The sequence below is a fragment of the Azorhizobium sp. AG788 genome, from assembly GCF_943371865.1.
In the GTDB taxonomy this organism is placed as follows: domain Bacteria; phylum Pseudomonadota; class Alphaproteobacteria; order Rhizobiales; family Xanthobacteraceae; genus Azorhizobium.
Genome location: NZ_CALRWL010000003.1, coordinates 130,050 through 142,392, shown reverse-complemented (window position 1 = coordinate 142,392; position 12,343 = coordinate 130,050). Strand labels below are relative to the sequence as shown.

The window sequence follows — 12,343 nt, the reverse complement described above, 5'->3', positions numbered from 1 at the left end:
GCGTGTCGCGCGTATCAATGCCCCTGCCGGAGCCGACCCCACCGGCGGGGCCGGCTGGCCGCGCCCATGTGGAAGCCGCCCTGGATGCCCATGGCGGGCCGGTGCGCTTCTCCGGCTGGATGCTGGCCGACGCGGATCTCTCTGCTCTGGACCTGCGCGGCTGCGCCTTCGTGCGCTGCCGGGGCGGGCGGGCGGACTTCTCCTCCTGCGACCTCACCGAGGCGCAGTTTTCCGGTAGCGATTTCAACAATTCGGTGTTCCGCCGGGCGACCCTGGCCTCGGCGACCTTTGCCGATTGCAAGCTCACCGGCATCCAATTGGTGGCCACCAGCACCTTCGGCCTCACCTTCACCCGCTGCCTGCTGATCAATGCCCATCTCAAGGGCATGTCGTTTCGGCGCGCCGATCTGGAGGGGTTGGACTTCCAGGATGCGGACCTCACCGAGGCGGACTTCCGTCAGGCGGTGCTGAAGGACTGCAATCTGCGCGAGGCCAATGTCACCCACGCCCGCTTCGAGGGCGCTGACCTGCGTGGCGCCGATCTGGGCGGGCTCAAGCTGGCGGATGTGACCCGCTTCAAGGGTGCCATCATTTCTCGCGCGCAGGCGGCCGAATTGATCAGCAGCCTCGGATTGAAGCTGGGCTAGATCACTCCCAGCAGCCGCCACCACGCATAATCCAATGGGGCCAGCAGCAGGAAGGTGAGGGCCGAACTGGCCAACGCCAGCCGGGTGCCGTCGGCGAGGCGCACTTTGCCCAGTTCCAGCGCCACGATGATCGGCGGGGCCTGATAGGGCAGGATGACGGTGGAGAAGGCCAGCACCTGCGTCAGCAGCACCGCCGGCAAGGAAAAGCCGGTGGCGGCGGACAATTCCTTGGCCATGGGGGTGAGCAGCGCCGGCACACCATTGGCGGTGGCCGCCAGCGACAGCACGCTGCCCAGTCCCAGCAGCAGCGCGAAATTGGCCGCCGGCGCCTCGGGCGAGAACGGCATCAGCCCCACCAGCCCATGGCCCAGAGCACTGCCGACCCCGGTTTCATTCACCGTGCCGATCAGGCCCAGCAGGCCGGCGATATAGAAGATGGTGCGCATGTTGATCTGCGCGAACGCCTCCGCCGGCAGCACGCCGATGCCCGGCATCAGGCACACCATCGCCCCCGCCAGCCCCACCCAGGCGGGCGAGATGTGGTGGACGCTGTCGCTCATCCACAGCGCCAGGGTGATGACCAGCAGCACCGACAAGCGCTTTTCCGCCCCGCTCCAGCGGGTCGGCGGGGCGCCGTCCTGCAGCGGCGGCTCGTGGGCGAGGCTGTCGGGAAACATCAGGCAAATCAGGGCGATCAGCAGCAGGCCCTTGCCGAGGCCGATCACCGGCGCATGCAGCGCGAAATAGGGCAGGTAGCCGAAGTGGAGCCCATAGAGTTGCTCGGCGGCGCCGGTCATCACCAGGTTCGGCACATTGGCCGGCAGGATGGAGGCGGAGAGCAGAAAGGTGCCGAACCCCACCGCCAGCATCACCCCGGTGCGGCCCTTGCGACCGGGCGCGAGGCCGATGCGATCGCACAAGGCCTGCATGATGGGGATCAGCAGCGCGATGCGGCCCATGTTGGACGGCATCACGAACGACAACCCATAGGTGATGGCAATGACCCCGGCGATCAGCCGCGGATAGGAGCGCGACAGCGGCACCGCCAGCGCCTGGGCGATGCGGGCGGCGAGCCCGGTGCGGGTGATGGCGAGGCCCACCACCATGCCGGAGAGCACCAGCCAGAAGGCCGAGGCGGCAAAGCCGGAGAACACGACCGGCGGCGGCACGATGGCGGTGAGCGTCGCCAAGGCGAAGAACAGGAAGGTGGTGACGATTTCCGGCAGCGCCGCGCTGGCCCACAGGCCCATGCACAGCAGCCCGATGGCCGCCCCCAGCGCCGTGCGCGGCGCCAATCCCAGGGCCGGCCCGGCGGCATAAAGCGCGGCGGAGAGCACCAGCAGCGTCCCCGGCACCAGCCAGAAGCGCGGGCGCAGGTGGGGCGCGGTGGCGGCCAGGGATGTGCTCATGCCGAATGCCCCCGTGTGGCAGGTTCTGTGGCGTTTCCCCCTCGGAGATCCTTTGGATGGCGCGCCCGTCTGTGCGGTGCGTCGCGCACGGGCGCCGGCGGACCGGCGCCCGTGGAGGTGGGATCAGTGCTTGAAGTGACGCACGCCGGTGAACACCATGGCAAGGCCGGCCGCATCGGCGGCGGCGATCACCTCGGCGTCACGCATGGAGCCGCCCGGCTGGATCACCGCCGTGGCGCCTGCTTCCACCGCCGCCAGCAGGCCGTCGGCGAACGGGAAGAAGGCGTCGGACGCCACCACCGAGCCCTTGGTCAGCGGCTCGGCGAGGCCCGCGGCTTCCGCCGCATCGAGCGCCTTGCGGGCGGCGATGCGGGCGGAATCGACCCGGCTCATCTGGCCGGCGCCGATGCCCACCGTGGCGCCGTTCTTGGCATAGATGATGGTGTTGGACTTCACATGCTTGGCGACGCGGAAGGCAAAGCGCAGGTCCGCCAGTTCCTGTTCCGTGGGCTCGCGCTTGGTGACCACTTTCAGTTCCAGATCGTCGACGCTGGCGTTGTCGCGGCTCTGCACCAACAGGCCGCCGGCCACGGTGCGCACATTCAGGCCCACCGCGCGCGGGTCGGGCAGGGCGCCGGTGAGCAGCAGGCGGAGATTCTTCTTGGCGCCGATCAGGGCGATGGCTTCTTCCGAGGCATCCGGGGCGACGATCACCTCGGTGAAGATCTCCACCATCAGCTTGGCGGCGTCCGCATCCAGGGTCTGGTTGACGGCGATGATGCCGCCGAAGGCCGAGACCGGATCGCAGGCCAGCGCCTTGCTGTAGGCGTCCGCCAGGGTCTTGCCTTCCGCCACGCCGCAGGGATTGGCGTGCTTGACGATCACCACCGCCGGGCTGCGCGCGGGGTGGAACTCGGCCACCGCCTCGAAGGCGGCGTCGGTGTCGTTGATATTGTTGAAGGACAACTGCTTGCCCTGCACCTGCCGGGCGGTGGCGACACCCGGGCGGGCCTCCGAGGTGGCGTAGAAGGCCGCCTTCTGATGCGGGTTCTCGCCATAGCGCAGCGGCTCGATCAGCTTGCCGCCGATGGCCCGGAACAGCGGCGCATCCGCATGCACTTCACCGGCAAACCAGTTCGAGATCGCCGCATCATAGGCGGCGGTGCGGGCATAAGCGGTCTGGGCGAGGCGGCGGCGCAGGTTCAGCGTGGTGCCGCCGTGGAGAGTGATCTCGGAGAGCACCGCCTCATAGTCGGAGGTGTCCACCACCACCGCCACGTCGTGATGGTTCTTGGCGGCGCCGCGGATCAGGGCCGGGCCGCCGATGTCGATATTCTCGATCACGTCGTCGAACGGCGCGCCGCGGGCGACGGTGGCCTCGAACGGATAGAGGTTCACCACCACCAGATCGATGGGGGCGATGCCGTGCTCGGCCAGCGAGGCCTGATGGCCCGCATCGGCCCGGATGGCGAGGATGCCGCCATGCACATGGGGGTGCAGGGTCTTGACCCGGCCGTCCATCATCTCCGGGAAGCCGGTGAGATCGGCCACGTCCTTCACCGCCAGCCCGGCGTCGGCCAGCGCCTTGCGGGTGCCGCCGGTGGAGACCAGTTCCACGCCGGTCTTGGCCAATGCGGTCGCGAACGCAACCAGCCCGGTCTTGTCGGACACCGACAGCAGGGCACGGGTGACGGGACGGACGTTGACGGACATGAGGCACTCCAGATGGCGGCGGATTTGCCCGTCGCCCTATCACGGGCGGGGCGAGCCGTCACCCGCCGCCACGCTGGGAGCTGGCCCGCGCCCTACGCCGATCTGGAGCCGCTGCCCCGTGAGCCGCTCGGCCGGGGCACTTCTGCCTCGCGGGTGCGCAGCAGGGTCCAGACCAGGCGGGGCATGTCCGCCAGGGTGCCGATCAGCACCAATTGGGTGGTGCGGCGCGGCCCGTCGGTGGCGGCGAGATAGACGCTCTCGTCCAGGATGATGGATTGCCCCGGCGCCACGAACGCCCAGGCTTCGCCATTGGGCAGGCCCAGCAGCATGGTGGAGGGATCGTCCAGTCGGTCCACCTGCACCTGGGGATGAAGGTGGAAACGCACCGCGAACGGCGTGGCCGGCAGTGCCGCGGGCGCCCCGTCCGCCGGGCGGAACAGGTCTTCCCCATCCAGGCGGGCGCCGTCGGCGGCGAGACGCCAGGAGCGCTGATGGATGATGCCGAACGGTTCGTCATAGCCGTCATGGCTGGCGCGCAGCAGCAAGGTGCCTTCCCGCGCGCCGCGCTGCACCGGCACATCGCGCGGTCCCGACACGATGGGCACGCCGGCAAAGGCGGTGAGCCGGCTGCCATGCAGGAAGCGGCACGAAGACGTATCGCCCACCACGACGGTGGAATGGGCGGCGGTGGCCCGTGCCACCTGGCGCCACACCTCGCGATTGATGCCGGTCATGCCGCAATTGACGATGATGCGGTTGCGCCCGGAGGAGAATTCGAACGCCAGGCACGAGGCATGGGCCTCGTTGGAAGCGGCCAATGGCGGCGGCGGGCCGGTATCGGCGATCACCACCGTGCCCTTGGCATCCAGCCGCTGGAAGCCGGAATGGGGCGCATTGGCCACCGGCGCGCCGCGGGCATCGTCATAGGCCAGGATGGTGGCCAGCTGGTCCGCCGCCGTATGGCCCATGCCGTGGAACAGCGCGAAGGCGCCATCCCCATGCCGGAAGAAGCGCAGCATGGGCATCATGCGGTCGATGGCATTCATCAGCGCCGGCGGCGCCGGCTGGTTGCGGGCGGCAAAGGCGTGGCGCAGGGGCAAAAGGTCCAGCAGCAAATCGATCAGCATGCCGGGGCTGCGGGTGATGCAGCCGCCATCGGGCAGGATCTGCCGCTCCAGTTCCTCGGTGAGGCGCTTCTGCGCCGCCCGCAGCAGCCGCGACTGCTCCGACATGCACAGGCCGGCGAACACCAGGGCGATCACCGACAAGAGGCGCGGATAGCCGTCGGGCGCATCATTGGCGGCGCGGCGCAGCGCGCGCACCTGCCGGGCGATGGAGCGCATGAAGCGGCGATAGAAATCGTGGTCGGCGTCCTGGAGGATGAAGGGCGCCTGGGTCAGCCAGGAGATGATGCGCTGGGCCATCACATCCGGCCGGCCGGCAATGGCCTTGGAGCGGCCGGGATTGCGCATCCAGTCGCCCACCAAGGCGCGGGCATTGGCGCGGGCGATGGTGGTGCCGGCGGCGCGCAGATGGCGCAGCCAGGAAAAGCCGTGCAGCGCCTCCGCCCATTCCTGGGAGGGCGGGTCCAGTTCGAACGGGGTCTTGCCTTCCAGCAGCGCCACCTTGCCGGCGAAGGCGAAGCGGCCGGAATAGATTTCCGTGGCCCGGGTGGCATCGCCGGTGCGCAGATCCTGCGGGGCGATCAGCAGCCGCTCGGGCACCGGCACGGCCACCTGCGCCAAAGTGAGCGGCGCGCCGGGGGCGCGCGCCGCCAGCAGGCGCCAGGAGCGACCGGCGAGAAAGGCGGCGAGGCGCGCCCGCTCCAGAAGAGCGACGCGGGTCATGCGATGGCCCCCGGCGCGCGGACGGCGCCGGCTGCCGGCCCATGGCCAGCCTGCCGGGCCTGATCCTGCGGTCGTGTTTGCCATCGCTGCGCTCCCCACCGGGCCGCGAGGCTCCCTCGCGCCGACCGCGCGCTACCCCTCGAACGAAGGGCCGGCGTGCGGGGCGTGGCGGAAGTCGTCCTCATGGCCCTCGTTCGGCGGCGTCAGCCGCTTTTGCGTAAGCGGGCCGCGAAGAAGCCATCCAGGCCCGAGCGTTCCGGCTCTCCGCGCACCCAATCACAGGGCAGAGTGCGCACATCACCTTGAGGAGTGATGAACGGCGCGATGCCCGGAACGTCATCGGGGCGAATTTCGTCGCGTTTCACGTCTTTTCGGGTGGCGAGGATACGGGTGATCTGGTCTTCGCCCTCCTCCGGCTCCAGCGAGCAGGTGGCATAGACCAGCACGCCGCCGGGCTTGAGCAGGTCGAGCGCATGGTCCAGCAGCCGCCCCTGGACGGTGGCCAGCGTGCCGATATCCGCCGGGCGCTTGCTCCAGGCGATGTCCGGATGCCGGCGCAAGGTGCCGGTGGCCGAGCAGGGCGCATCCAGCAGAATGGCATCGAACGGGCCGGCCTGGATGCTGGCGGCATCGCCCTCGCGCACGTCGGCGCTGAGCTTGAGGCGGGCCAGATTCTCCTTCAGCCGCACCAGCCGCTGGCCGTTGCGATCCACCGCCGTGACTTTGGCGCCGGCGGCCGCGAGCTGGGCGGTCTTGCCGCCGGGGGCGGCGCACATATCCGCCACGCTCTTGCCGCCGATATCGCCCAGCAGGCGGGCGGGCAAAGCGGCGGCGGCGTCCTGCACCCACCAGGCGCCGTCCTCATAGCCGGGCAAAGCGCGCACCAGACCGGCCTGGAGCACTCGCACCGAGCCGGTGGGCAACACCTCGCCATTCAGTTCGGTGGCCCAATGGGCCGGATCGCCGGTGACGGTGAGATCGAGCGCCGGCTCGAAGGCATGGATCTCGCAGATGGCGCGGGCGCGCTCGGCGCCATAGGCGCGCACCCAGCGGGCGCGCATCCATTCGGGCGTGTCCACCGCCAGGGTATCGATGGCGGCGAGGCGCTCCACATGCTCGCGAGTCAGGCGGCGCAGCACCGCATTGATGAGGCCGGCGAAGCCGGCGGTGGTGCGATCGCCCCGCGCCAGATCCACCGAGAGGCCCACCGCCGCATGGTCCGGCACATCCATGAACAGGATCTGGGCGGCGCCGACCAAGAGGATGGTTTCCACCTTGGGGGCGGATTTCGGCGCGCCCTTCTCCAGCAGCCCGCCGATCACCGCTTTCAGCGTCCCCAGCCGCCGCAGGCAGGTGGCGACGATGCGGAACGCCAGGGCCCGGTCGCGGGGTTCCAGGCCGGCGTCATTGGCGAAGGCGTCTTCCAGGGCGGTGTTGCCGCGCAGGACGCGATCAAGCGCATCGGCGGCCAGCAGCCGGGCGGGCAGGCCCGCGGTGTCTTCCGGCCGGCCTCGCGGGGCCGGGCGAGCGGTGGAGCGCGGGGCGGAGCGGCCGGGGGCCTTGGGTCTGGAAGGTGCTTTCATAGCGAGCACCTAAGCGGACCGGGGCGCGAGGGCAAGGGGGAAGGGGAGCTGGTCGGTTGGCCAGATCGGAATATCGGATCTGGCCAACCTCTTATTCCATGTCTCAGTAGACTTCCGTGATGGTAATTTTTTCTATTTCCGCCTCGAACCCGGCGGGTACATTCAGCCGGAATTCCACGCTGCTTACGCATTCAGGTGCTGTAACCTGAACTTCAAGGTGTCCGGAACGGAGAGTTTCGATATCAAAATCGGAACAATAAATGATGTTCTGACCAGACTCGCAGCAGACGTCGAAAGTGACTGTCCCGGAGACATGATCGGGGATCGTCATTGCGATATCTATATTGTAGATACCGTTTGCAAGATTGATATAGGGGCCAAACAGGCCAAAATACCGTCCGCCCTCGGTCGCCGGCGCAGAGAGCTTGAGCGTGTTGCCCGCGCGAACGCCAATCTGGGTTTGCAGGCGTGGATCATCCGCCAGAATGACGATCGGTTCGTTCCGCCGCACCGCGACCCAGAAATGCGGACTGACGCATTGCCCCCGCCAGCCATTGCGCCGAAGCAGCTCCTGAAAAAACGTACTGTGAAAACCAAGCTCCATCCAGCCGGAGCGGCGGGCGACAAACAGGGATTCCCCGTCCAGGCGCACACCCCAGGGGACGGTGAATTGCTCGTTTATGGGCTCGGCGCCAAAGTAAATCTTTCCACCAGGATTGATCACCCGATGCAAGGCTTTCAATAGCCGGTCGAACTCCCAGCAGTGATGGAATGACTCGAAATAAACAACAGCATCAAATTTCTCGTCTGTCGTTTCGACCCACAGGAAATCAGAATGCACAAATTTGACATTTGATAGCTTCAAAATATCGGCTCGATTCTGAACGAGCTTGCAATATTTCTCCTCAATATCGAGCGCCGTGACATTATATCCAACCATGGCCAGGGCGAGGGTTGTGTTCCCCCAGCCGAAGCCGCACTCCAAAATGCTGGAACCTGGCTCAAGGTCCATCATGTCGAACAGTTTGGCCATCAGGTCGTAGTGTTGCGCGGTCCGCTTGAGGCTTTTCGTGAAATATGGATATGGACGAAGGGTGTGATATTCCACATCGAATTCGGCGCGTTCATTTTGAACCGAATAATTCGTTTGATGAGATATCTTTTTGTAGAGGTCCATGAATACTTTTGAGTATTCATCGGAAAAGGGGTCAGCCGGCAAATCTTCGGGTGGGAGAAGTTGGACTTCTGAAAAACGCCTGTAGGCTTCATCGTGAGATGTTTTGTATCCCTCATCGAAATAGACCAAAAGCTCATCCAGCTCCGAAAACGGAATGCTGCGCATTGTCTCCCACCCTTCCGAGTACCATTCGTCTCGAACGTAGGCCTCAAAGGTGCGAAATGGCAATGCGTCACAGGGCGATTAAGCCGCCAGATCCGGGCCGGACGGGGCTGCGACGCGTAGGGGCAATGAGGTTTTGGAAGGCTTGACGCCTGTGGCATGAGCAGCGCAAACGACGCGTCTCGCGCGGGGTGCGTCTGTCGCTGTCCATCCCTGTGTGGCGCAGCCCCGTACCTTCCCACAGCGCCCGCTTTGCGCCCCACCAGGCGCCATCTGAGGTCCTCGCCTAAATCTGCCCCACCCATCCGCTGCGCCAGGTGCTGCGATGGTGCGATCGGGCCTTGCCCTCTGATGTGCCCTGGTTTAGTTGGTACACTAACCAAGGAGCCGCATGACTCCCCCCGATGTGCGCGAGCGCCTTCTGACCGCGGCCATGGGCCTCCTGCGGGAGCATGGATTGGCGGGGCTGACGCAGCCGCGCGTGGCCAAGGCCGCCGGGGTGTCGCAGAGCCACCTCACCTATTATTTCCCCACCCGCACGGACCTCTTGCGCGCCGTGCTGGAAGCCGCCGTGGCCGGCCAGATCGCCAATCTCGGCGCGGCAATGGCGGCGCCTGCCACCCATGGAGCGCGTATCGCCGCTCTGGCCGAGGCGCTGACCGATGCGGAGAACACCCGTGTTCTCGTCGCGCTGGTGTTGGCGGCCGACGGCGACCCCGCCTTTCGCGAACTCTATGGCGCGCTGGTAACGGCGATGCGCGGGCGTGCCGCCGGGGTGTTGGCAGGCGCCGGCCTTGCGCCTGAGCCTGCCAAGGTGGCTTTGCTGCACGCCTTGGGAACGGGCCTCGCGGTCATGGGTGCGGCCCTCGGCCCCGATGCGGGGCGAGAGCTCAACATGATGGTTTTCATCGAAATGTTCCGCTTGCTGGCCGCCGATGCGGCGGCGGCGGAGGACGACAGCGCCGGCCCGTCCGGCGCGGCATGAACAGGAGTGCGGCTATGGGGGAGTGGCTGGACAATCTGGTGCCGATCAAGGCGCCAGCGCTGGACCATGAGCAGTTGGCCGGCTGGCAGCCGGGCAGCCTAGCGGCCCAGGGGCTTGGCTGCCGGTTGCTGGCGGACCGGCGCATTCCCGTCGCGGGCGGTGTCACCCTCTCCGCCGACGTCTACGTGCCGCGCATACCGGGCCGCTATCCCGCCGTGGTCCAATTCGCCGCCTATTCCCGCGAGTTGCATACGGCAGGCATGCCCACGGGCAGCAATGAGATCGGCTGCCCGCCGGTCTTTACCGATCGCGGCTATGGCCAGGTGGTGGTGATGCGTCGCGGCATGGGCCGTTCGGGTGGCACCGAGGCGGTGTTCCTGTCGCCGGAGGACGTGGACGACCACGAGCAGGTCATCGCCTGGGCCGCGGAGCAGCCGTGGTGCGACGGGCGTGTGGTGCTGTTCGGCACGTCTTATTACGGCATGACGCAGCCGCTGGTGGCGGTGCGCCGCCCGCCGGCGCTGAAAGCCTTCTTCTGCAACGAAATCTGCACGGACTATTTCCGCCACCTCCTGGCATTCGGCGGGGTCTGTAATCTCTATTTCTTCAATCTCTGGATGGGGGCCAATTTCACCCCGGCCATGTATCGCCTGCGCGTGCCGCCGGTGGTGCGGGCGCTGGTGAGCCACATCACCAATTCACCGCTCAAGCGTTTCTGGCAGCCGTTCATGATGAAGCGGGTGGATGCGCTCTATCGTGCCTTCATGGCGAAGACACCGCAGAAGAAGGTGCGAGAGATCTACGCCAATTGGATGCTGGACGCGAAATCCCGCGACACCGCGTCCCTGCAATCTGGCCCCTCTGGCCAGCTGGACCGGATCGATGTGCCGTTCGTGGTGGTGCAGAACCTGGGCTACTTCAACCTGCATCAGTTCGGCACCTACGACCTGTTCGAGAACGCCAGCACGCCCAAGCATCGCAAATGGATGATCCTCGCGCCCCCGGCCTATGAATTGCCGGTCTATGCGTGGCAGCTGGAGGCGCTGGCGTTCTTCGACCATGTCTTGCATGGAACGGACAATGGCTATGCGGCCCAGCCGGCCGTGCGCTATTGGGTGGAAGGCGCGGACGCCTATGCCGGCGCTCCGGACTTTCCTCCTCCGCAGGCCGCCACACGGCGCCTCTATCTGGCCTCGGGCGGGGCGGATGCGGACATTCATCATCTTCGGGCGCAGCCGGGGGAGGGGGAAAATCGGTGGGCCGCCGTGCCCTTGGGGCTACCCATCCTCGGCGGCTTCGACGAGGTGGCCAATCAGGTCTTGGCGTTCGAGTTCACCGCCGATCGTCCCATGACCCTCGCCGGCCCGGTTTCGCTGAATCTCTCCTTCAGCTCCAACGAGATTGATTCCCATCTCGTCGCGCGCCTCTCGCGGATCGGGGCGGACGGGCGCAGTCATCTGCTCTCGCTGGGGGCCATGAGCCCGGCGCGGCGTCGGCGGGACCCCGCCCGTGATACGGCCTGCGAGATCGTCCACGATACTTCGGTCCGCGAACCCTTGGTGCCGGGAGAACCGGTGGACCTCGCTTTCAGCCTCACCCCCGGCCCGACCCTGCTTCAGCCCGGAGATCGGCTGCGGCTCGACGTGGCAAGCCGGCTCGACTTGCTGCGCAGCAACGTCAGCCAGGGCTACGTGCATTTCGATATGCCCGGGCCGCCCTATTTCGCCCGCAATACCCTTCACTACGGCGCGGGAACCTACCTCACCGTGCAGGAGCTGGCGTGAGGCTCAGCCCCACGGCCCCCGCTTGCGCGCGCCACCAGCCCATGGCCCGCGGGGCATGGCCCCGCCGGTCGCGATCTGCGGTCCACGCCCCAACCCGCTCCCGCCCATCCGCTGCGCCAGCTCCTGGAGCGCGGCGATGCGGTTCTCGGTGGCGGGGTGGGTGGAGAACAGATTGTCCATCCGCGCCCCGGACAAAGGGTTGATGATGAACATGTGCGCGGTTGCCGGGTGGCCCTCGGCTTCATAGTTCGGCACCCGATGGGCTTCGCCGGCGATCTTCGCCAGGGCCGAGGCCAGGGCCAAAGGCTGGCCGCAGATCTCGGCGCCGCCTTTGTCCGCCTCATATTCCCGCGAGCGGGAGATGGCCATCTGCACCACCATGGCCGCCATGGGGGCCAGGATCGCCATCAGGATCATGCTGACGAAGCCGAACGGATTGTTGTTCTCGCGATTGCCGCCGCCGAAGAACATGCCGAAGTTCGCCAGCATGGAGATGGCACCGGCAATGGTGGCGGTGATGGTCATGGTCAAGGTGTCGTGGTTCTTCACATGGGCCAGCTCATGGGCCATGACGCCGGCGATCTCGTCGCGATTGAGCGCCTGGAGCAGGCCGGTGGTGGCGGCCACCGCCGCGTTCTGCGGATTGCGCCCGGTGGCGAAGGCGTTGGGCTGGGGATTGTCCATGAGATAGACCTTGGGCATGGGCAAATTGGCCCGCTGCGCCAGTTCCGCCACCATCCCGACGAACTCGGGGGCGGTCGCCATGTCCACCTCGCGCGCGCCATACATGCGCAGCACCATCTTGTCGGAATTCCAGTAGCTGAACAGGTTCATGCCTGCCGCCACCAGGAAGGCAATCATCATCCCGCCCCGGCCGCCGAGCGCGAAGCCCACCACCATGAACAGCGCGGTCAGTCCCGCCAGCAGGATCGCCGTGCGCACGTAATTCATTGCTTCCTCCATGACGCGACGCATGCCCGCGCCCGCCCGCGAGGCAAGACGTGGGCATGGCCGCTGCCTCCCGCAAGGGCAGAAC

9 protein-coding genes are annotated in these 12,343 nt (G+C 67.0%); 3 read left to right on the top strand and 6 right to left on the bottom strand.

Annotated elements, in window-relative coordinates; translation table 11 throughout:
- The first annotated feature begins 2 nt into the window (after nt 1-2).
- On the top strand, nt 3-647 hold the full coding sequence (locus AAG816_RS03485; RefSeq protein WP_341988104.1) for a pentapeptide repeat-containing protein: 645 nt from the start codon (nt 3-5) through the stop codon (nt 645-647).
- Here AAG816_RS03485 and AAG816_RS03480 read toward each other — a convergent pair.
- From AAG816_RS03480 to AAG816_RS03460, 5 genes are all read right to left on the bottom strand, one after another.
- Nucleotides 644-2,056 (bottom strand): SLC13 family permease, encoded by a 1,413-nt coding sequence (locus AAG816_RS03480; RefSeq protein WP_341988103.1) that lies wholly within the window; start codon nt 2,054-2,056, stop codon nt 644-646. The two genes, AAG816_RS03485 and AAG816_RS03480, sit on opposite strands and share 4 nt — an antisense overlap.
- 123 nt (nt 2,057-2,179) lie before the next feature.
- Nucleotides 2,180-3,769 carry a bifunctional phosphoribosylaminoimidazolecarboxamide formyltransferase/IMP cyclohydrolase gene (purH, locus tag AAG816_RS03475; RefSeq protein WP_341988102.1) on the bottom strand — a complete coding sequence of 530 codons (1,590 nt, stop codon included), beginning with the start codon at nt 3,767-3,769 and terminating at the stop codon, nt 2,180-2,182.
- A 92-nt stretch (nt 3,770-3,861) separates the two neighbouring features.
- Complete coding sequence (locus AAG816_RS03470; protein WP_341988101.1) at nt 3,862-5,616, bottom strand: heparinase II/III family protein; 1,755 nt, start codon at nt 5,614-5,616, stop codon at nt 3,862-3,864.
- A 203-nt stretch (nt 5,617-5,819) separates the two neighbouring features.
- Complete coding sequence (gene rsmB / locus AAG816_RS03465) at nt 5,820-7,199, bottom strand: 16S rRNA (cytosine(967)-C(5))-methyltransferase RsmB (RefSeq protein WP_341988100.1); 1,380 nt, start codon at nt 7,197-7,199, stop codon at nt 5,820-5,822.
- A gap of 103 nt (nt 7,200-7,302) precedes the next feature.
- Complete coding sequence (locus AAG816_RS03460) at nt 7,303-8,541, bottom strand: methyltransferase domain-containing protein (protein ID WP_341988099.1); 1,239 nt, start codon at nt 8,539-8,541, stop codon at nt 7,303-7,305.
- Nucleotides 8,542-8,929: 388 nt separating this feature from the next.
- On the opposite strand from AAG816_RS03460, the gene AAG816_RS03455 reads away from it, so the two are divergent.
- Nucleotides 8,930-9,523: a helix-turn-helix domain-containing protein gene (locus AAG816_RS03455; protein ID WP_341988097.1), complete on the top strand. Its 594-nt coding sequence runs from the start codon at nt 8,930-8,932 to the stop codon at nt 9,521-9,523.
- A gap of 14 nt (nt 9,524-9,537) precedes the next feature.
- Entirely contained in the window at nt 9,538-11,307 is a 1,770-nt protein-coding gene (locus AAG816_RS03450) for a CocE/NonD family hydrolase (RefSeq protein WP_341988096.1), read from the top strand.
- Nucleotides 11,308-11,310: 3 nt separating this feature from the next.
- Here the strand turns inward: AAG816_RS03450 and htpX are convergent, their stop codons facing one another.
- Nucleotides 11,311-12,258 carry a zinc metalloprotease HtpX gene (gene htpX, locus AAG816_RS03445; protein ID WP_341988095.1) on the bottom strand — a complete coding sequence of 316 codons (948 nt, stop codon included), beginning with the start codon at nt 12,256-12,258 and terminating at the stop codon, nt 11,311-11,313.
- Nucleotides 12,259-12,343 lie beyond the last annotated feature (85 nt).

What these genes read in the sequence shown, in the direction of transcription:
- AAG816_RS03480 (WP_341988103.1), bottom strand. Translation starts at nt 2,056, where the DNA reads ATGAGCACATCCCTGGCCGCCACCGCGCCCCACCTGCGCCCGCGCTTC.
- purH (WP_341988102.1), bottom strand. Translation starts at nt 3,769, where the DNA reads ATGTCCGTCAACGTCCGTCCCGTCACCCGTGCCCTGCTGTCGGTGTCC.
- AAG816_RS03470 (WP_341988101.1), bottom strand. Translation starts at nt 5,616, where the DNA reads ATGACCCGCGTCGCTCTTCTGGAGCGGGCGCGCCTCGCCGCCTTTCTC.
- rsmB (WP_341988100.1), bottom strand. Translation starts at nt 7,199, where the DNA reads ATGAAAGCACCTTCCAGACCCAAGGCCCCCGGCCGCTCCGCCCCGCGC.
- AAG816_RS03460 (WP_341988099.1), bottom strand. Translation starts at nt 8,541, where the DNA reads ATGCGCAGCATTCCGTTTTCGGAGCTGGATGAGCTTTTGGTCTATTTC.
- AAG816_RS03455 (WP_341988097.1), top strand. Translation starts at nt 8,930, where the DNA reads ATGACTCCCCCCGATGTGCGCGAGCGCCTTCTGACCGCGGCCATGGGC.
- AAG816_RS03450 (WP_341988096.1), top strand. Translation starts at nt 9,538, where the DNA reads ATGGGGGAGTGGCTGGACAATCTGGTGCCGATCAAGGCGCCAGCGCTG.
- htpX (WP_341988095.1), bottom strand. Translation starts at nt 12,258, where the DNA reads ATGAATTACGTGCGCACGGCGATCCTGCTGGCGGGACTGACCGCGCTG.